Source organism: Cytobacillus praedii (assembly GCF_001439605.1).
Classification (GTDB): domain Bacteria; phylum Bacillota; class Bacilli; order Bacillales; family Cytobacillaceae; genus Cytobacillus; species Cytobacillus praedii.
On sequence record NZ_LMBX01000001.1, the window covers coordinates 255,192 to 275,091 of the forward strand.

Annotated in this window: 19 protein-coding genes; all 19 read left to right on the plus strand. The window is 41.1% G+C overall.

From position 1 onward, the window contains the following. Positions 1–141 precede the first annotated feature (141 nt). Complete coding sequence (locus ASU02_RS01215) at positions 142–516, plus strand: response regulator (RefSeq protein ID WP_057760134.1); 375 nt, start codon at positions 142–144, stop codon at positions 514–516. A gap of 217 nt (positions 517–733) precedes the next feature. Continuing rightward, entirely contained in the window at positions 734–1,591 is an 858-nt protein-coding gene (locus ASU02_RS01220; RefSeq protein WP_057760136.1) for a class II fructose-bisphosphate aldolase, read from the plus strand. Positions 1,592–1,884: 293 nt separating this feature from the next. Beyond that, complete coding sequence (gene fsa, locus ASU02_RS01225; RefSeq protein ID WP_057760138.1) at positions 1,885–2,529, plus strand: fructose-6-phosphate aldolase; 645 nt, start codon at positions 1,885–1,887, stop codon at positions 2,527–2,529. Between the two features lie 300 nt (positions 2,530–2,829). After that, positions 2,830–4,116, plus strand: a complete 1,287-nt coding sequence (locus tag ASU02_RS01230) for a UDP-N-acetylglucosamine 1-carboxyvinyltransferase (protein WP_057760140.1) — start codon at positions 2,830–2,832, stop codon at positions 4,114–4,116. 191 nt (positions 4,117–4,307) lie between these two features. Beyond that, positions 4,308–5,270, plus strand: coding sequence for a class II fructose-bisphosphatase (gene glpX, locus ASU02_RS01235; RefSeq protein ID WP_053478527.1), 963 nt, complete (start codon positions 4,308–4,310; stop codon positions 5,268–5,270). Positions 5,271–5,685: 415 nt separating this feature from the next. Further along, complete coding sequence (rho, locus tag ASU02_RS01240) at positions 5,686–6,960, plus strand: transcription termination factor Rho (RefSeq protein ID WP_057760142.1); 1,275 nt, start codon at positions 5,686–5,688, stop codon at positions 6,958–6,960. 185 nt (positions 6,961–7,145) lie between these two features. Beyond that, positions 7,146–7,352, plus strand: coding sequence for a 50S ribosomal protein L31 (rpmE, locus tag ASU02_RS01245; protein WP_053478529.1), 207 nt, complete (start codon positions 7,146–7,148; stop codon positions 7,350–7,352). Between the two features lie 141 nt (positions 7,353–7,493). Then, a complete protein-coding gene (locus ASU02_RS01250; RefSeq protein ID WP_057760144.1) occupies positions 7,494–8,114 on the plus strand; it encodes a thymidine kinase in 621 nt (206 codons plus the stop codon). A 198-nt stretch (positions 8,115–8,312) separates the two neighbouring features. Next, complete coding sequence (locus tag ASU02_RS01255) at positions 8,313–9,290, plus strand: DMT family transporter (RefSeq protein WP_057760146.1); 978 nt, start codon at positions 8,313–8,315, stop codon at positions 9,288–9,290. Positions 9,291–9,332: 42 nt separating this feature from the next. After that, on the plus strand, positions 9,333–10,004 hold the full coding sequence (locus tag ASU02_RS01260; RefSeq protein ID WP_057760148.1) for a GntR family transcriptional regulator: 672 nt from the start codon (positions 9,333–9,335) through the stop codon (positions 10,002–10,004). A 240-nt stretch (positions 10,005–10,244) separates the two neighbouring features. After that, positions 10,245–11,588 (plus strand): serine hydroxymethyltransferase, encoded by a 1,344-nt coding sequence (locus tag ASU02_RS01265; RefSeq protein ID WP_057760150.1) that lies wholly within the window; start codon positions 10,245–10,247, stop codon positions 11,586–11,588. Between the two features lie 327 nt (positions 11,589–11,915). Next, a complete protein-coding gene (gene prfA, locus ASU02_RS01270; protein WP_057760152.1) occupies positions 11,916–12,989 on the plus strand; it encodes a peptide chain release factor 1 in 1,074 nt (357 codons plus the stop codon). Between the two features lie 7 nt (positions 12,990–12,996). Beyond that, on the plus strand, positions 12,997–13,854 hold the full coding sequence (gene prmC, locus ASU02_RS01275) for a peptide chain release factor N(5)-glutamine methyltransferase (RefSeq protein ID WP_057760452.1): 858 nt from the start codon (positions 12,997–12,999) through the stop codon (positions 13,852–13,854). Between the two features lie 182 nt (positions 13,855–14,036). Continuing rightward, on the plus strand, positions 14,037–14,804 hold the full coding sequence (gene spoIIR, locus ASU02_RS01280; RefSeq protein WP_082631656.1) for a stage II sporulation protein R: 768 nt from the start codon (positions 14,037–14,039) through the stop codon (positions 14,802–14,804). 295 nt (positions 14,805–15,099) lie between these two features. Beyond that, positions 15,100–15,543: a GNAT family N-acetyltransferase gene (locus ASU02_RS01285; RefSeq protein WP_057760157.1), complete on the plus strand. Its 444-nt coding sequence runs from the start codon at positions 15,100–15,102 to the stop codon at positions 15,541–15,543. A gap of 178 nt (positions 15,544–15,721) precedes the next feature. Next, the gene (locus ASU02_RS01290; protein ID WP_057760158.1) at positions 15,722–16,765 is read left to right on the plus strand and encodes an L-threonylcarbamoyladenylate synthase; all 1,044 of its coding nucleotides are present in this window, start codon (positions 15,722–15,724) and stop codon (positions 16,763–16,765) included. Positions 16,766–16,939: 174 nt separating this feature from the next. Further along, complete coding sequence (locus tag ASU02_RS01295) at positions 16,940–17,491, plus strand: manganese efflux pump MntP (protein WP_057760159.1); 552 nt, start codon at positions 16,940–16,942, stop codon at positions 17,489–17,491. Positions 17,492–17,717: 226 nt separating this feature from the next. Next, positions 17,718–18,170 (plus strand): low molecular weight protein arginine phosphatase, encoded by a 453-nt coding sequence (locus ASU02_RS01300; RefSeq protein ID WP_057760161.1) that lies wholly within the window; start codon positions 17,718–17,720, stop codon positions 18,168–18,170. 14 nt (positions 18,171–18,184) lie between these two features. After that, on the plus strand, positions 18,185–19,480 hold the full coding sequence (locus ASU02_RS01305; RefSeq protein WP_057760163.1) for a methyl-accepting chemotaxis protein: 1,296 nt from the start codon (positions 18,185–18,187) through the stop codon (positions 19,478–19,480). Positions 19,481–19,900 lie beyond the last annotated feature (420 nt).

Genomic DNA, 19,900 nt, shown 5'->3' on the forward strand with positions numbered 1-19,900 from the left:
AGATCCAAACAAGAAGTTAAAATCTAAGCTAGAGATCTAACAGCAGGCAAATGCCCGATTGGTTCAGCTAATAATCAATGGGGGATGAAGGGAAACCCGCATTGATTGAGTTTCACTTATACGAAGGGAAGAGGTGGCTTAATGAAGGGGAAAATCTTAATTGTTGATGATCAATTTGGAATTCGGATTTTACTGAATGAGGTATTACAAAAGGAAGGGTATAATACATACCAGGCAGCAAATGGCATTCAGGCGCTCGAAATTGTCTCAAAGCATTCACCTGATTTAGTTTTGCTAGATATGAAAATACCTGGAATGGACGGTATTGAAATATTGAAGCGAATGAGAGTCATCGATAAAGAAATCCGCGTAATTATTATGACAGCCTATGGAGAACTAGATATGATTCAGGAAGCGAAGGATTTAGGTGCCCTTACCCATTTTGCAAAGCCCTTCGATATTGATGATATTCGTTCAGCTGTTAAAGAATATTTGCCATTATCTAATACATTATAAGAAGCCCATGTAAATGAGGCTTCTTTTCTCTGTATTAAAATAGTAAAAAAGCATTCGATTAATGGCAATTCTTTTTCTGTTTTGGTATGATACAAATGAATTCCAAACGAAATGCTTTTCTTAAGCGCGGACAACTGTACATATTCATTTCATATGAAGGAAAGACTTTAATAAGAATCCGCGCAAATAAACCGTTTAATTTTAAGGAGGAAAAAAGATGCCTTTAGTTTCAATGACTGACATGCTTAATAAAGGAAAAGCCGAGGGCTATGCAGTAGGTCAATTTAACTTAAACAATCTTGAGTTTACTCAAGCGATTCTTCTAGCAGCAGAGGAGGAAAAATCCCCTGTTATTCTAGGTGTCTCTGAAGGTGCTGCCCGTTACATGGGTGGATTTAAAACGGTTGTCAAAATGGTAGAAGGCTTACTTGAAGATTATAAAATTACCGTTCCAGTTGCAATTCACTTAGATCATGGATCAAGTTATGATAAATGTAAGGAAGCGATTGATGCTGGCTTCACATCTGTCATGATTGATGCTTCACATGACCCATTTGAGGAAAATATCGCAACTACTTCAAAAGTAGTTGAATATGCGCACGCAAAAGGAGTATCTGTTGAGGCTGAATTAGGTACGGTTGGCGGACAGGAAGATGATGTCGTTGCAGACGGCGTTATTTATGCGGATGCAAAAGAGTGTGACGAACTTGTAAAGCGTACGAAGATTGATTGCTTAGCACCTGCACTAGGTTCTGTGCATGGTCCATATAAAGGGGAGCCAAATCTTGGTTTTGCTGAAATGGAGGAGATTGGGAACCTGACAGGTGTTCCACTCGTTCTTCATGGCGGAACAGGAATCCCAACAAAAGACATTCAAAAAGCAATTTCTCTAGGTACAGCAAAAATTAATGTAAATACGGAGAATCAAATTGCTTCTGCGAATACGGTTCGTGAAGTTTTAGCAGCGAATCCAAATATGTATGATCCACGCAAATATTTAGGGCCAGCACGCGATAAAATCAAGGAAACAGTCATTGGAAAGATGCGTGAATTCGGTTCTTCTGGCAAAGCTTAATAACATCTATTTGAAGTGGAAACCGCCTCTTAATCAGCAGGCGGTTTCCATTCATTTGTCACCATTTTTGAAGGGACTTTTCTAAAAGGTTATTGTTGATGCAACAGTTATATTAATAATTATTGTGGAAAATAGCTTGGTTGATTGGAGCGGAAGGTGTGAGGCTCACCGCCCACCCTGTGGAAAGCGAGCAACCTGAAGCGCAAATCAACCTCTACCAACTACAGTGTATTTAGATACAATGTTTATGAATATAGCATTTAAAAAATAATTACTATCAGGAGGAATTACTAATGAAATTTTTTATCGATACAGCAAATATGGAAGAAATTAAAGAAGCGTTCTCACTTGGTGTGGTTGCAGGTGTAACAACTAATCCATCCCTCGTAGCGAAGGAAAAAAATGTTTCTTTTGAGGATCGTCTTCGTGAAATTACAGCACTTGTTCCAGGTTCAGTAAGTGCAGAGGTCATCGCACTTGATGCAGAGGGAATGATCAAAGAAGGAAAAGAATTAGCAGCGATTGCCCCTAATATTACGATTAAAGTGCCAATGACTCCAGATGGATTAAAAGCTGTGCATGCTTTTTCAAAAGAAGGCATTAAAACAAACGTTACGCTCATTTTCAGTGCAAATCAAGCATTGCTTGCTGCAAGAGCAGGTGCGACTTATGTTTCTCCATTCGTAGGAAGACTGGATGATATCGGTCATAATGGTCTTGACCTTATTTCTACAATCGCAGAAATTTTTGCGATTCACGATATCTCAACAGAAATTATTGCAGCATCTATTAGACATCCACAGCATGTAACAGATGCAGCTTTAAGAGGGGCGCATATTGCAACCGTTCCTTATAAAGTAATCCAGCAATTATTCAACCATCCGCTAACAGCTAAGGGCATTGAAGCTTTCCTAGCAGATTGGAATTCTCGTTCATAAAAAGAAATTAGTTTACGATGCAACATAAAGAAAAGGCTGAGAAAAACACTTTTTTCTGGGCCTTTAGGCTTATTTTAAACTTTTTTGCATATCCATACATGAGATTTATTTTTTCGTGTAAACTAGATGATGTGGATATTGTCGGGATACGCAAAAAACACTTGGTAATTTCATCCATATACTTATTGAAGGTAGACTTATTACCATGGAACTATTGCATAATAAGGATAAGCCTATTTACTTGATTTTACAAACACGCACAGTGTTTTCTTACACATACGGCTTAGAAGGGAGTTAACAATGGAAAAGCTTATGATTGCAGGCGGTTATCCTTTAAAAGGAACGGTTCGAATTAGCGGGGCGAAAAATAGTGCTGTGGCTTTAATACCGGCTACGATACTGGCTGATTCCCCCGTCACGATTGAAGGGCTGCCAAATATTTCGGATGTTCAAATTTTAAAGGGACTGCTTGAGGAACTTGGGGGTACGGTCAGCTTTGATGAGAGTGATATGACTGTTGATCCATCTTCTATGATTTCCATGCCTTTGCCGAATGGAAAAGTAAAAAAACTGCGTGCCTCTTATTATTTAATGGGTGCCATGCTTGGCCGATTTAAGAAGGCAGTTATTGGTCTTCCTGGTGGGTGCCATCTTGGACCGAGACCAATAGATCAGCATATCAAAGGCTTTGAAGCTCTTGGTGCAAAGGTGACAAATGAGCAGGGTGCCATTTACTTGCGAGCGGATGAGCTTATTGGAGCAAGAATTTACCTGGATGTTGTTAGTGTTGGTGCTACAATCAATATTATGCTCGCTGCGGTAAGAGCAAAAGGAAGAACGATTATTGAAAATGCAGCTAAAGAGCCGGAAATTATTGACGTGGCTACATTGTTAACAAATATGGGCGCAAAAATTAAGGGTGCTGGTACGGATGTTATTCGGATTGATGGAGTTGACCAGCTTCATGGCTGCCAGCATACCATTATTCCTGATCGTATAGAGGCTGGAACGTACATGATACTAGGAGCGGCAGTGGGTGAAGGGGTTTTAATTGATAATGTAATTCCTCAGCATCTTGAGTCATTAATTGCCAAGCTTCGGGAAATGGGCGTGAAAATCGAAGCAGGAGATGATCAAGTCTTTGTCGGACCCGCAGATCAAATGAAAGCGGTAGATATTAAAACGCTTGTCTATCCGGGGTTCCCAACAGATCTTCAGCAGCCCATTACGACGCTGTTAACGAATGCAGCTGGGACAAGCATGGTAACAGATACAATTTATAGTGCCCGTTTTAAGCATATAGATGAATTAAGAAGAATGAATGCGAATATTAAGGTTGAAGGCCGATCTGCGATTATACATGGTCCAGTAAAGCTTCAAGGAGCAAAAGTGAAGGCTAGTGACCTGCGTGCAGGTGCTGCATTGGTCATTGCGGGCCTAATGGCTGAAGGTGTAACAGAAGTAACTGGAGTCGAGCATATTGACCGTGGGTACAGTCATCTCGTTGAAAAATTAAATGGCCTTGGGGCAACCATTTGGCGTGAAAATTTAACACAAGAAGAGCAAGAGCAAATCAAAAACGCCTAGACAAAGAAAAGCGGAGGCGACTGCCCAGCCCCGACAAGCATAAGACGATCCGGCGAGAAGGTTGTCCTTTAACCTTCACGTCGGAACGGCTTATGACCTCGAGGGGCTAGGAGCCGAAGCTAGACAAAGATAGGCGAAGCCGGAAACTAGACAAATAAGAATACAGCTATGAGGTTGAGGGGGAAATAAAGATGGAACGCAGTTTAACAATGGAACTTGTCCGTGTAACAGAGGGTGCTGCTTTAGCGTCTGCCCGTTGGATGGGGAGAGGGAAAAAGGATGAGGCGGATGATGCAGCAACTTCTGCGATGCGAGATGTGTTTGATACAGTTCCGATGAAGGGAACGGTTGTTATTGGTGAAGGGGAAATGGATGAAGCACCAATGCTTTATATTGGAGAAAAGCTTGGTACTGGCTATGGTCCTCGCGTAGATGTCGCTGTCGATCCACTTGAAGGAACAAATATTGTTGCATCTGGTGGCTGGAATGCTTTAGCAGTTTTGGCTATTGCTGACCATGGCAATTTGCTTCATGCACCTGATATGTACATGGACAAAATTGCTGTAGGTCCTGAAGCAGTGGGTCAAATTGATATTAATGCCTCAGTTATTGATAACCTGAAAGCTGTCGCAAAGGCAAAGAACAAAGATATTTCTGATGTTGTTGCAACTGTATTAAATCGTCCAAGACATGATTATATCATCAGCCAGCTTCGTGAAGCAGGGGCAAGAATTAAGCTGATTAATGATGGGGATGTGGCTGGTGCAATTAACACAGCTTTTGATCATACAGGCGTAGACATTTTGTTTGGTTCTGGCGGGGCTCCTGAAGGTGTACTAGCAGCAGTTGCTTTAAAATGCCTTGGAGGAGAAATCCAAGGAAAGCTAATTCCGCAAAATGATACTGAAATTGAGCGCTGTCAGAAAATGGGGCTAGATATAAACAAGGTTCTTCTTATGGAAGATCTAGTAAAAGGCGATGATGCCATTTTTGCTGCTACTGGTGTAACTGATGGCGAGCTGTTAAGGGGTGTTCAATTTAAAGGCTCTTACGGCTCTACGCATTCAATCGTTATGCGTGCAAAATCAGGAACAGTACGTTTTATCGAAGGCCGTCATAGCCTGAAGAAAAAACCAAATCTTGTTATTCGTTAATGCCAAAGGCTTAGTTGACCGGAACGGAAGTCAGTCTCTGCCGATTATGTTTAATTAGTAAGAATGTTTTTTGCAAAAATAGCTAATAAAAAAGGTCTGGCGAAGAGCCAGACCTATCATTTCATTACTCCTTCCTTATTTCTTCAATATAAAATATAGTTGTGAAACCTCGTATTAAGGGGTAAAATAGAAATTGCTTTTCAAGTAGTAGAGGAATCCTCAAAAAAATGCTCATTCAACTTAGTAATGATAGAAATATAGCTCCTTTTTTCGGTCTATCCTCGGTTCTTTATTTACTTTTAGTAGAATTCATTACCTCAGGTAAAAACAAAATCCCTTTTTCTATTCCATATTTATGGTTTTATTTGTGCGTATATCGAAAAAGAGATTGAAAATTCAAAAGTGTGGTGTCTATATGGGATTAAATATTTCAAGTTTAGAAAATATGAAGCTGAAAGAGCTTTATGAGCTTGCGCGTGAATATAAAGTATCTTATTACAGTAAATTAACAAAAAAGGAATTAATATTTGCTATTTTAAAGGCTCGTGCAGAAAAGGAAGGCTACTTCTTTATGGAAGGTGTCCTTGAAATCATTCAGTCAGAAGGCTTTGGTTTTTTACGCCCAATCAACTATTCTCCAAGCTCTGAGGACATTTATATTTCCGCTTCTCAGATCCGCCGCTTCGATTTAAGAAATGGAGATAAGGTTTCTGGGAAAGTTCGTCCGCCGAAAGAGAATGAACGCTATTTTGGCCTTCTTCAAGTAGAAGCTGTTAACGGAGATGACCCAGAAACAGCGAAGGAACGTGTGCATTTCCCTGGATTAACTCCTTTATATCCAGATTTACAGATGAAGCTTGAAACTACGCCTAAGCATTTATCAACTAGAATTATGGATGTGCTTGCTCCGGTAGGATTTGGTCAGCGCGGATTGATTGTTGCCCCGCCAAAAGCTGGGAAAACGATGCTCTTAAAGGAAATTGCCAATAGTATTACAACGAATCATCCTGACGTTGAGTTAATCGTGTTATTGATTGATGAGCGTCCAGAGGAAGTAACAGATATTGAACGTTCTGTTGCAGGGGATGTCGTTAGCTCGACATTTGATGAGGTTCCAGAAAATCACATTAAAGTGGCAGAGCTTGTGCTTGAACGCGCAATGCGTCTTGTTGAACATAAACGTGACGTTGTCATTTTAATGGACAGTATTACTAGGCTAGCAAGAGCCTACAACCTTGTAATCCCGCCTAGTGGAAGAACTTTATCAGGGGGGATTGACCCAGCTGCTTTCCACCGTCCGAAGCGTTTCTTCGGTGCGGCCCGTAATATTGAAGAAGGCGGAAGCTTAACCATTCTTGCCACAGCTCTTGTTGATACGGGTTCGCGTATGGATGATGTGATCTATGAAGAATTTAAAGGGACAGGAAACATGGAGCTTCATCTTGATCGTTCACTTGCTGAACGCAGAATTTTCCCTGCGATCGATATCCGCCGTTCAGGAACGCGTAAAGAGGAGCTTCTTATCCAGAAGGATCATTTGGACAAGCTTTGGGCAATTAGAAAATCAATGTCTGATTCACCTGATTTTGCCGAGAAATTCTTGCGCAAGCTAAGACAGACAAAATCAAATGAGGAATTTTTCGCTAATCTTTCAGAGGAAATGAAGGCAAAGAAAAACGGAGTTAAGTAATATCATAGGGGATTTTTTTAACCAATTATTTCCCTTTCTAAGGAAACAGGAAATCAAATATTGCAAAATGGGTTTGCCCTTGTTATAATAATTCCAGTGTGTTTTTAGATTATACGGCATCATCATGATTGCCCGTACTATATACTCTGTTTCAGTATGATTCAGGGCGGAAGGAGATGAAAAGAATGAAAGCAGGAATTCATCCAAATTACAATAAAGCAATGGTGAAATGTGCTTGCGGTAACGAGTTCGAAACAGGGTCTGTTCAAAAAGAGATCCGTGTTGAAACTTGTTCTGAATGCCACCCATTCTATACAGGACGTCAAAAATTCGCTGAAGCTGGCGGACGTGTTGATCGTTTCAATAAAAAATACGGCATTAAGCAACAATAATAACAACCAAAACAGGCAAGTTTTCTTTCTTGCCTGTTTTTTATTGTCTTTCATACCTAATTATCCCCTCTAATGTGTCATTTTAAGATACTTAGAGATAATAATATAGAGTGCAACAGTGTAAGGAGGAGAGGTGAGTTCATGTATGTGATGAAGCATCATGGGTGGGTGGAAGTCATTTGTGGAAGCATGTTCTCTGGAAAATCAGAGGAACTGATTCGCCGTGTGCGCAGAGCCCAATTCGCTAAACAAAGCATTGTCGTATTTAAACCGCAAATCGACAATCGCTACAGTGATGAAGAAGTTGTTTCCCATAATGGAACTGCTTTTACAGCAATCCCGATTTCCCATTCAACCGATATTTTTCAACATATAAATTCCGAAATTGATGTGATTGCTATCGATGAAGTCCAATTTTTTGATTCAGAGGTTGTGAAGGTGATACAGCACCTAGCTAATAGCGGCCATCGAGTGATCGCAGCCGGTCTTGATCAGGATTTCCGCGGAGAGCCATTTGGCCAGATGCCAGCTTTGATGGCAATTGCTGAATTAGTTACAAAGCTGCAAGCTGTTTGTGCGGTGTGCGGATCGCCAGCGAGCCGTACCCAGCGACTGATTAATGGCAAACCGGCTTCCTATGATGATCCAGTTATTTTAGTTGGTGCCTCTGAAGCATACGAGCCTCGGTGCCGCCACCATCATGAAGTACCGAAATCTCCTAGTATCAGCTACGGACAGGAAACGTCAACTTCAATTTTATAATGCATATGTTAATTCTGTCTGAATTTGTTCAGACAGTTTTTTTATGGACAAAAATTAGGTTTGGATGATAGAGCTGATAAAAACAATTTGCATTTTTTTATTCAAGCAGGTTCAAAAAAACTTGATTAAAAACCAAAATGCGATATATTAATTATATGTAAAATTGACGAAATTATCTAACATCCGGGGTGAAATGCATTGCGTCCAATCATTTTTGGTATTTTTGCTGCTTTCTTTTTTGCCTTTACTTTTATTTTAAATCGGTCCATGGAGCTTTCAGGGGGCAGCTGGATCTGGAGTGCCTCACTTCGCTATTTATTTATGGTCCCATTCCTGCTTATGATTGTTGTATGCAGGAGAAATCTGAAGCCTCTTTTGCTTGAGATGAAAAGAAGGCCAGGTGTTTGGCTTTTATGGAGCTTTATTGGCTTTGTTTTATTCTATGCTCCATTAAGCTTTGCTGCAGCTTATGGACCTGGATGGCTTGTTGCGGGGACTTGGCAAATAACCATTATTTCAGGATCCTTGCTTGCCCCTTTATTTTTTGAGACAAAGAAAATGGAAAGTGGGTCTGTAAAGGTCCGTGGGAGAATTCCCTTTGTTGGCTTAATGATGTCTCTGCTTATCTTAATTGGGGTGGGGATCATGCAAGGGGATCAAGCAGATAGTTTGTCAGCACAAGCGTTTATGTGGGGTGTTTTACCGGTCATTCTTGCCTCCTTCGCCTATCCGCTCGGGAATCGCAAGATGATGGAGGTATGTGGGAATCGGCTGGATGCTTATCAGCGAGTCCTAGGGATGACATTAGCAAGCTTGCCCTTTTGGCTTCTTCTCTCAATTTATGGTGCGGCAGCGGTCGGTCTCCCAAGCATTGGACAAACGGTTCAATCCCTACTAGTCGCACTTTGTTCGGGTGTCATTGCAACTGTTCTCTTTTTCAAGGCAACTGACTTAGTGAAGGGGAACATGTCTAAATTGGCTGCAGTTGAAGCAACTCAGTCATTTGAAGTATTATTTGCTGTTTCTGGTGAATGGCTGATACTATCTGCGCCACTGCCAACCTTTGTATCATGGGTGGGCATGCTCCTTGTTATTATCGGCATGATTTTGCATAGTTATGTTTCCCAAAGAGAAACGCCAATCAAGCTTCCTATAGTAAAATATAAGTCAGTGTAATTTATGTTGACTTTATATTGAACTGATTGATATATTGGTTTCATGAAAACAATTAAAGCGATTGAACGGCCGGCACTAAGAGATCAAGTATATGATTCATTGAAGAAAGCAATTATTACATTAGAGTTAGAACCAGGTCAGCGGATAAAGGATAAGGATTTGGCAGCTGTATTTGGCGTCAGCAGAACACCTGTTAGAGAGGCGCTAAAAAGGCTTGAGGATGAAGGACTTGTTGAATCGCTGCCAGGTTCTCAAACACGGATTACAGAGATTCATTTAGAGGAGGCGAAAAACGCTTTTACCGTTGTTGCTGCTTTACATAGTTTAGCGGCACGTCTAGCAGTACCTGCTATTACTAATGAAGATATTCAATTAATGGAAGTCAGCAACTCGGAGCTGCGTAAAGCTTTGGAAGAAAAAGATGTTATTCGTGCAGTTGAAGCAGATGATCAATTTCACGCCGTTTTGCTAAAGGCATCAAGGAATGATGAAATTGAGCGGGCATTAGATAGAATCATGCCTAAGGTCAGACGCCTTGAGTTTTCTAAATTCAGCTCAGTTGATGCTTATCAATCACTAGAAGAACATCAAGCGATCATTCTAGCTAGCCAGAAAAAGGATTCTGCATTAGCTGGTTCTTTAGTGGAGGAAAACTGGCTAAGCTTAGGAAGAATTCTTGTTGGGGAAGCGGATAGCGACTTAAATAATGGATAATCGGGAGTATAACAGAGGTTATACTCTTTTTTTTGGCTTTTTAATGACGGAATAATCAGATTAATATATTGACCGATTATCCAGAATGCGATATATTGGTTTTAATGAAGATCCTACTTCTACGTCTTTTCCAATCATGAATCCTCCCAACTTGATAGAATCATAGGTTCTTTATCTGATGCAGCGGAAAAAAAGCCATGGGTGTTTCTAAGTTAATGCAATGATCGAGGAGGAAGTAGAATGAGTTCAATGACTAAAGATGTTAAAAACTATGAAATTCATGATTCTAATGTGCTGGACTGGGCAAAAGAAATGATTGAAAGAAGCAGTTCTCCACGTCTAATCCAAAAGGAAATCATCAATGCTGTCGATCGGAATGCGATTTGGAGAGGAGAAGAATGTCTCAATTTATTAGCGCCAGAAGCACCAACAAGCCCAACTGTCCGGCAATTACTTGCATCTGAGGTAGGAACAAGGGCGGCAGAAGGACATATCGGCCCAACTCAAAGATGGTTTTCTGGTACAAAGTATATTGATGAAATTGAATCTCTCTGTGTGGAGCTGCTCAAAAAGGTATTTAAAAGCAAGTATGCCGATCATCGGTTAGTTGCAAGCATGATTGGCAATATGACTGTGTATGCTGCATTAACTAAGCCAGGGGATAATATTTTAACGATTGCACAGCAGTTTGGCGGCCACTCAAGTAATCGGTATGATGGGCCAGCAGGAATTCGCGGATTAAACATATATGATGTTCCCATGGATCCTGTTGACCTAGTCGTAAATTTGGATGAGTTTGCAAAGGCTGCTAGGGAAGTAAAGCCTAAGCTCGTCACACTCGGTGCCTCGATGACCTTATTCCCGTTTCCGCTAAAAGAAATGTCAGAGATTGTGAGTGAATGGGGCGGGAAAATATTTTTTGATGGCGCCCATCAGCTTGGTCTTATTGGCGGGGGGCAGTTCCAGGATCCTCTAAATGAAGGTGCCTGCATCATGACTGGTTCGGCCGGAAAGACTTTCAGCGGCCCGCAGAGCGGAATCATTGTCTGGAACGATCCGGAGTTAACAAAGCCTATTTGTGACACAATTTTTCCTGCGCTTGCAGCGACACATCAAGTAAATCGGGTAGCTGCTCTAGCGGCATCTGCAGCAGAATTTTTAGCTTTTGGCAATGAGTATATGGCACAAATTGTTGCGAACGCAAAGGCGCTAGCAAAGGCACTATATAATCGAGGAATTTCTGTCCTTGGTTCCCATAAAGGCTTTACGGAAACACACCAAGTCATTCTTGATGTGAAACGATTTGGCGGCGGTTTAAATGTCGCTCATAAGCTTGCGGAAGCCAACATTATTACGAACAAAAATTTGATTCCTAGCGATAAGCCTGAGGATTGGGATTATCCAAGCGGCTTGCGAATCGGAACCATCGAAATAACACGTTTGGGCATGAAGGAAGCGGAAATGGATATTATAGCGGACTACATTGTCAATGTATTAGAAGGAAGAGAGACAGTAACAAATATTCGTAAGCAGGTCATTGAAATGAGGTCTGGGTTTCAAAAGATACATTACTGCTTTGATTAATTTTATTTGGAAGCCTTCTGAGTAAATCAGAAGGCTTTTTTTTGCGTCCGGAAACTAAAAATGCTCGATAAAATGGATGAAGTGCTTGATAAATTTCACAAAGTGCGAGATAAACAAGAAAAATGACTCGATAAAATGAAAAAGTTGCGTGATAACCTTTGTGCCAGTTACAAATGCCTTTCTTAATTTGTTTTTGACGTCATCTTTCACCTATACTATAATTAGAATGTTATGGATTTGTGTATAAATGAACAAAAACAATCTACTTTATATAGACTACCCGGAAATACCATCCGAGGATTAATGGAAAAATAGAGGTGAAATGCTGTGTTTGATCGTCTTCAATCAGTGGAGGACCGCTATGAAAGATTAAATGAGCTTTTGAGTGATCCGGATATTGTAAATGATCCAAAAAAATTGCGTGAGTATTCGAAAGAACAATCAGATATACAAGAGACTGTTGAGGTGTATCGCGAATATAAAGAAGTACGCGAGCAGCAGCAAGATGCAAAAGCGATGCTTGAGGAAAAATTAGATGCAGATATGCGTGAAATGGTAAAGGAAGAGCTGAGCGAGCTTGAAGAGAAGGTGGAGGACCTTGAAGCACGTCTGAAGATTCTTCTCATTCCGAAAGACCCGAATGATGATAAAAACGTTATTATGGAAATCCGTGGAGCAGCAGGCGGAGATGAAGCTGCTCTATTCGCAGGCGATTTATACCGTATGTACAGCCGTTTTGCAGAGATGCAGGGCTGGAAAACAGAAGTAATCGATGCGAACACGACAGGTGTTGGCGGTTATAAAGAGATCATCTTCATGATTAATGGGAATGGCGCTTATTCGAAATTGAAGTTTGAAAATGGCGCGCACCGCGTACAGCGTGTTCCTGAAACAGAGTCTGGCGGCCGTATTCATACGTCAACAGCGACTGTTGCTGTTCTTCCTGAAGCGGAAGAAGTGGAAATTGAAATTCATGACAAGGACATTCGAGTTGACACATTTGCTTCAAGCGGACCTGGCGGACAAAGTGTTAATACAACCATGTCAGCAGTCCGTCTGACACACTTGCCGACTGGAACGGTTGTTTCTTGTCAGGATGAAAAGTCGCAAATTAAGAATAAAGAAAAGGCAATGAAAGTATTGCGTGCCCGTGTATATGATAAATTCCAGCAGGAAGCACAGGCTGAATATGACCAAGTGCGTAAATCTGCTGTTGGAACTGGGGACCGTTCTGAACGGATCCGTACGTATAACTTCCCGCAAAACCGTGTAACCGATCACCGCATTGGCTTAACGATTCAAAAGCTAGACCAAATTCTTTCAGGAAAGCTTGATGAAGTCATCGATGCACTAATCCTTGAAGAACAATCTGCGAAGCTTGAAAGTGCTTCTAATGAGTAATGAAGCAATGAAAGTATATGAAGCCCTCCATTGGGCTTCTTCTTTTTTAAAAGAGAAAAATCGGGATGAAAATGCGGGAGAATTATTGTTGCAGCATTTTATGCGTATGAACCGTTCCAGCTTTTTAGCGTGTCTTCGCGATGAGTTGGATGCAAATATTTTCGAAGATTTTAAAAAGGCCATTCTTCTCCATGCGGAGGGGAGGCCAATTCAATATATTATTGGCTATGAAGAATTCTATGGGCGCAGCTTTCTCGTTAATGAAGATGTTCTTATTCCACGACCAGAAACAGAAGAGCTGGTTCATGGTGCCTTACAGCGAATGGATAGACTATTTGGAGGAAAGAAGACACTTGAAATAGCTGATATTGGGACAGGCAGCGGTGCGATTGCTATTACACTGAAGCTTGAAAAAACAGATTTGCAAGTAACAGCGACAGATATTTATGAGCCGACGCTAGCTTTAGCAGCAGAAAATGCAAAAGTACTAGGAGCAGACATCCAATTTGTCCAAGGGGATCTGCTGAAGCCGTTAATCTCCAGCGGGAAAAAGTTCGATGCTGTTATTTCAAATCCTCCATATATTCCAATCAGTGATAAGGAATGGATGTCAGAGGTCGTTTTAGAGCATGAACCCCATCGTGCATTGTTTGCTGGTACGGATGGTCTTGATATATACAAAAGGTTAATCAATTCACTGCCTGAAGTATTAAAGAATGAGGTGCTAGTTGGTTTTGAAGTCGGGGCAGGGCAAAGCCAGGCAGTCGCAGAATTACTTGTGCAGACTTTTCCACAGGCAGATATTGAAATTGTGCATGACATAAACGGCAAAGACCGAATTGTCTTCGCCACGATCCGGTGTTAGGCACTATTCCTGGATATCCGCGTATGCGCGAACGAATGGACTTAGTTTAAAGAAGTAACTGCCGCAGAAGAGCGAATATAACAGATTTGCTCTTCTGCGGCACTGGTCACTTTTTTTAATTTTAGTAGTTTAAGATTCTGTCATTTTGTCCACACTGGGTTAGTGAAGGGGCGGTGTCAGAATTGAAAACAAAAATTATCGTGAATTTATATATTATTATTCTATGCTTAGGAACGATAGCAAGTCTATATATGCCGAAAAACGAGGTGATAGCGGATGAGCCGCTTGTCATACCGAATGAGGCTATTAGGCTGCGGATTCTAGCAAATAGTGATAGTGAATCGGACCAGGCGCTTAAGAGGCTTGTCAGGGATGCGGTCAATGCGGAAATTACAGAGTGGGTAGCAGAATTAACGTCAATTGAAGAGGCACGTAATTTAATTCGCTCACGTCTGCCAGAGATTCAGAAAATAGCAGAAAGTGTAGTCGAAAGGAAACAATTATCACAGTCTGTAACAGCTGAATTCGGAAAGGTAGACTTTCCTACAAAACTGTATGGACAGTTCCTATATCCAGCTGGAGAGTATGAAGCTATTTTAATCACTCTTGGAGACGGAAATGGAGCCAACTGGTGGTGTGTATTATTTCCGCCGCTATGCTTTCTGGATTTTTCAAACGGTGTGGCAGTAAGTGATGGCTTTGAAGGAGAAAAGGCAGAACAGGTTATTGCTGAACCAGAGGTAAAGGCAGCGAATAAGATCGAAACAGAAACAGCAGAAATAACAGAAGAGAAAAAGGAAGAGCCGGAACTAGTAATAGAGGAAAAAGAAGAAGTAGAAGAAAAAGAAGAGATAGAAGAGGAAGAACCTCCTGTATATGTAGAAGAAGATGAGCAGCCGGTAGAAGTGAAGTTTTTCATTAAAGAGCTTTGGGATAACCTATTTAGCTGAAAGCCTTGGGTGTGTACAAGGCTTTTTTTTATAAAATAAGAAAGTATAACTTTGGAGTTGGAGAATTGTCTAGCGCAAGCGTCCTATCGCCTATCAAACTTCAGGTCCCCTCCGCAACGATTGCGTCAACATCGGTTTGCTCTCGCTCACCGTGTTTCCTATATCGAAAGAACCGGCCCTTCTAGTTTGTACGGCGATGACCAAGGCGCTTGCGCTTTTCTTATTAAAAACAGTTCTACTTTCTCTATTTTTCCATATTCATAGAAGTAGAATATGAAAAATGGGGTGGGTCGAAATGGAAACTATCATTCGCTGCGCACAAATAGAGGATATTACGAGATTGGAGTTATTCTTAGAAGAGGCAGGATTAAGCAAGGATGGGGTGCAAGCGTCCATAGATTACTTTTTAGTCATGGAGAATCATGCGGAAGAAATGAAAGCCACACTTGGGATAGAGCCGTTTGGAAAGGTGGGGCTGCTTCGTTCGCTTGCAATAAGGCCGGATCTTACGGAAAAAGATTTATATCTTCTTTTTGAGCAAATATTCATTTTAGCCCGGGACAGACAGCTAACGACATTATATTTAGCCTCCAATAAAAAGAGTTCACTTGAAATATTCAGCTTGATTGGATTTACTGAGGAAATAATAGAAAACTTGCCTGCAGAGCTTTTTCAATCTGAACATGTAAAGCACATTTTAACTGTGGACAACTCCTTCTTTTTGAAAATATCTATCTAAATTGTGGGTATCTTTCCAAAGTTATTCACAAAAACGCTTAATCTATCCACAATTTGTGGATAATACTTGAGTTATCCTCTATCTTCTTTTATACTTTCAAAAGTAAACAACAGAAAAAATCACGGGAAATAAAGGGATAATCGTTTTTTATTTATGTGATTAATGAAGGTGGAGCCGAATGAATACAAAAAGATGGTCGGTGGATAAATATGTGGATGATCAAGGTAGTTATCCACATATCTCACAGGCTGCCGATCTTTTAATAAACAATGAAGTTGTCGCTTTTCCAACTGAAACCGTGTATGGTTTAGGAGGAAATGCGAAAAATGATGAGGCAGTGGAAAAAATTTTCGCAGCAAAAGGGAGACCGAGTGATAATCCACTTATTATCCACATTGCCGAAGAAGAGCAGCTAAATGCCTTTGTTGAAGAAATACCTGAGAAAGCTGCACAATTAATGAAGCAGTTTTGGCCGGGGCCATTAACACTTATTTTTAAAAAGAAAGAGGGAGCACTTTCTGATCATGCTACAGCTGGTTTATCCACCGTTGCAGTCCGAATGCCAGATCATCCAGTGGCGTTAGCGATTATCAGTGCATCAGGACTTCCTATTGCTGCTCCTAGCGCCAATCGATCAGGAAGACCAAGCCCAACAACAGCTGAGCATGTGTGGGAGGATTTGAATGGAAAGATTGCCGGGGTGGTCGACGGTGGACCGACCGGTGTGGGAGTTGAATCGACTGTTGTTGATTGCACAGAATTCATTCCTGTTATCTTAAGACCTGGCGGTGTAACGAAGGAGCAGCTAGAAGCGGTGATTGGTGAGGTGAGTGTTGATCCAGCACTTGTGGATAAAGGGGAGGCTCCGAAATCTCCGGGAATGAAATACCGTCACTATGCACCCGATGCGCCGCTTACTCTTGTGGATGGAACGAAGGAGTATATCCAGGAGCTTGTGAATAAAAAGAAAGCAGAAGGATTATCTGTGGGGATTTTAACAACGGAGGAGAATGTGAATTTCTATCAGGCAGACTATGTGATTGCCTGTGGAAAACGGGATGACTTGGATTCTGTAGCCAGTTCTCTATATGATGTGTTAAGGAAATTTAATAATACAAATGCCGATGTGCTTTTTAGTGAAATGTTTCCCCAGGAAGGTGTGGGGCATGCGGTTATGAATCGCCTAATGAAGGCAGCAGGGCACCGAGTGATAAACAGCTAAGCCGTTCCTAATGAAGGAGCGGTTTTTTTCATCCACTAGGAAATAATCCAATCGAAGACTGTTGATAACTTTGTGGATTTCTGCTTAAAGCAGCTTTGGAATTAACTGTGTTTATTCTTCTAAATTCCTTTGGACGTGCATATGCTGAATTAGCAAGTCCGAGGGGGAGGAAGAATGGGAGAAATGTTTGGTGTAATATTCACACTATCCTTAATGGCATTTGCCCTAGCAATGGATGCTTTTTCAGTTGGTCTGGGGATGGGGATGTTTAAACTTCGCCTTAGACAAATTTTCAAAATCGGTTTGATCATAGGCTTTTTTCATATTTGGATGCCTCTCTTAGGGATGATTGCCGGCAAGTTCTTATCCAATAAATTTGGGGAGTTCGCTACCTATGTAGGCGGGGGACTGCTTCTGCTATTAGGTATTCAAATGATCTGGTCAGGATTTAAAAAAGAAGACAATAGTCTGATCACTCCAGTTGGCTGGGGGTTACTTCTATTTGGCTTTACCGTTAGCTTAGACAGCTTTTCAGTTGGTTTGACTCTCGGCATATATGGGGCACAAATCGTTATTGTACTTGCATGCTTTGGCATAACAGCAACAATCCTTACATGGCTTGGCTTACTCATTGGGAGGAAGGTCCAAGGATGGTTGGGATCATACAGTGAAGCACTCGGAGGCAGCATTCTCTTTGCCTTCGGAATTAAACTGCTTTTAGGCTAACAAGTGTTCATGAGCGGTACCTGACACCGCTCGTAGAAATAGTTTGGGCTTGTATGGATGGAGCGAACCAGTTTTAAAAGGAAGCATAGCTTTGCCGAAAATTCTTTTTAAGAAAGGGAAGAGTGCTCCCCTTTCTTTTTTTTTGTAAGTATTTAAAAAATTTTTGTCGAAGAATACTATTGAATCTGGGAGTTTTGACTTATAATGGTGAAAAGGAGGCACAGCTATGACTCGCGTTTTATTTGTTTGTACAGGAAATACGTGTCGGAGCCCGATGGCTGAGGCCATTTTGAAAAGCAGAAATCTCCCGGGAATTGAAGTGAAATCGGCTGGTGTTTATGCAGCGGATGGGAGTGCTGCTTCGGAAAATACAAGGAAAGTTCTAGCGGAGAATGGGATCCTATTTAATTCCCATCAGGCATCGCTGCTTAATGATACGCTTGTGAATTGGACGAGCTATATTATCACGATGACTGCAAGCCATAAAGCAGCCGTAATCAGTATGTTTCCAGATGCTGCTGGGAAAACCTTTACCTTAAAGGAATTTGCAATTGGAAATAGCGAGGGTGATATTGCCGATCCCTTTGGCGGGCCAATTGAACAATACAGACACACGTATAATGAAATGAATGACATGATTATAAAAATGATTCATCGGCTACAAAAAGAAAATAGGTAAGCAGGGGGACAATAATGGGGGAGAAACATCAATATAAATTTGGCTTAAGAAAGAAACTTGTACTGTTTATTACTACTTTGGCGATTATTACATATACAACAAGTGCTTTCTTTATTTACTTTTTATACCCGCTGATTCAGGATTCCCTTCCGTTTGGGGAAGTGTGGTTTACAATCATTACGCTTAGTCTTGGAGTTATTTGGTCAGGGATATTGGCCTTTTTCGCAGCAGGCTTTATTGTGAAACCTTTACAAAAGTTAGAGAAAATGGCATTAAAAGCAGCTCAAGGAAATATTCAAGACGATGTCGAACTGGCAAAATCGGATGATGAAATTCGTTCGCTTGGAATGGCTTTCAATGATATGCTTTCAAACTTAAGGGAAATGGTTCACCAAATCGATGAGAATTTCCGTGAAACAAATGATAAAGTGATTGCTATTTCAAAGGAATCATCCTTTGCAGCAGATCAAGTCGATGCTATTTCTAGAACAATCAACGAAATTTCTTTAGGTGCGGATAATTCAGCAATTTCCATTCAATCAACAGCTGAATCAGTTGAAGATGTAATCCGAATTGCTGAAGAGGTTCAAGAAAAGGCTAAGGCATCTGAATTAGTATCGACAGAAATGGTTCAGGATCTTTATAATTCTAAAAAGGTTATTCATGACCTAATTTCAGGAATTGAGGATCTTGCCAAGGAAAATCAGCAATCTCTTCAAACAGTCAAACGCTTGGAAGAAAATGCGGCAAGGGTTGAACAAATCATCCAGCTAGTTGGTGACATTGCAGCACAAACGAATTTACTTGCCTTGAATGCTTCGATTGAGGCAGCACGTGCAGGTGAACATGGGAAAGGGTTTGCTGTTGTTGCAGAGGAAGTCCGCAAGCTTGCAGATGAGAGTGCCACAGCTGTACAAGGCATTTCAGAATTAATTAAAAACATTCAGGGTGAAGTCCAGAATGTCGTGCGCCAAATTTCAGAGCAAGTGGAAACGGCAAACAGTGAAGCGAAAAAAGGAACGGAAACAAATGAAGTTATTGAAGAAATGACAAAAACTGTAAATGAAATGGCTGAATCTGTTTCAGCGATAACGATATTAGTCGATCGACAAATGGAAAGCATTCAGCATACTTCCACACAGTCACAGGAAGTAGCAGCTATTGCTGAGGAAACATCTGCAGGTGCCCAAGAGGTGGCAACTGCAACAGAACAGCAGACCAAGGTAATGGCCAATGTAGAGTGCCTAGCAAATGAGCTCAAGGGACAAGCAGAAAAATTAAAGAATACCATTACGAGATTTCAGATTTAATCCAATGCAGCCTTCATTTATGAAGGCTTTTTTTTATATTCTATTCGTCTTTACAAGCCAATCCCTCTTTATAATATTTGCTTTTTGTGCCAAAATAAGGGCAGGTAATAAAAGTAGGAACTTTTCAAGAAGATTGTTGTTTTATCCAAGTTATGTGATAAATAGGTCAGTAAAAAAATTGGTTGACTGGAGCGGAAGGTGCGAGACTCCTCGAAAATGCTGACGCATTTCCTTCGTGCGATGACTATTCACTGTAGCTTATTCAACATCCTGCGGGAGAAGTGGGTCAGGTGAGACCCCACAGGCACGCAGTGCCGAGGAGGCTCAGCGCCCACCCCGCGGAAAGCGAGTACCCTGAAGCGCAAATCAACCTCTACCAACTCATTTTATGTAGCAACAATATTTGTGAAAACAGACTTT